Annotated in this window: 2 protein-coding genes; both read left to right on the top strand. The window is 52.6% G+C overall.

Going from position 1 to position 840, the window contains the following annotated elements; translation table 11 throughout:
- Positions 1-71: 71 nt before the first annotated feature.
- Positions 72-434 (top strand): helix-turn-helix domain-containing protein, encoded by a 363-nt coding sequence (locus RB620_RS30160; protein ID WP_308100864.1) that lies wholly within the window; start codon positions 72-74, stop codon positions 432-434.
- Positions 435-610: 176 nt separating this feature from the next.
- A partial coding sequence (locus tag RB620_RS30155) for an IS3 family transposase (RefSeq protein WP_308100862.1) occupies positions 611-840 on the top strand: 230 nt, incomplete at its 3' end.

Raw genomic sequence — 840 nt, 5'->3', positions numbered from 1 at the left:
CTATTAAGCCCCCTAATCAAGTTGGAGAGATAGCAGGGAAATAAGGTACAATCTTGATGAAGGGGGCGGGGATGATGAGACAACGGAACAATGCGTTCAAAGAGGTACGATATAAGGCAGCGCAAGAGGCGCTTGCTGGCATCAAGGTAGGGGTGCTTGCCCGGAAGTATGAGGTGGCGCCGAAAACCATTCGCAACTGGGTCAAGGAATTCCAGGAAACGTTTGGTGAGGATGCGGTCCCTACGATCGATGAGCGATTGGATGATGCGAGACGCTTAGCCGAAATGGAAGAGCAGTACAACCACGCCCTGAAAGCCCTCGGTGAGAAGGAACTTGAGAACAAGGTTCTGCGTGAACTCGTAAAAAAGATCACCCCTGCCTCGACGACCGACTTGACGTTGCACAAACGTTCATCGAGCAGGGAAATGCGGTAGCCACCATACTGGCCCTAACCGAAGTCGCGTCATCCACATACTATGAGCGAAAGCAACGCCGGTATCATCCTGCGGGGCAAACGATGGAGACACCACGCAGAGGCAGACCCGTAACAACGCACGCCTATACCCGCTCAGGTAAGGTCGTCAGCGACGTCCAGATTGAGGAGTGGCTCATGGAACTAGTCGCTGGCGAGGAGCATGTTTACGGCTATCTGTTGCTAACCGAATGCCTGCGACACCAGTACGACCTGGTAATCAACAAGAAGAAAACGTATCGCCTTTGCAAGAAGCTAGGGATCCTTCATCCGCAGCGTCGAAAGAAAATGCATTATCCACGCCGTTTGGCGCGGAATGCAACCGTAACGGGCTCCAACCAACAATGGCAGCTCGATATTAAGTATGG

This window comes from Paenibacillus sp. LHD-117 (assembly GCF_030929555.1).
Taxonomy (GTDB): Bacteria; Bacillota; Bacilli; order Paenibacillales; family Paenibacillaceae; genus Pristimantibacillus.
The sequence above is the reverse complement of the archived record's forward strand: the minus strand, read 5'-3'. Positions and strand labels throughout refer to the sequence as shown.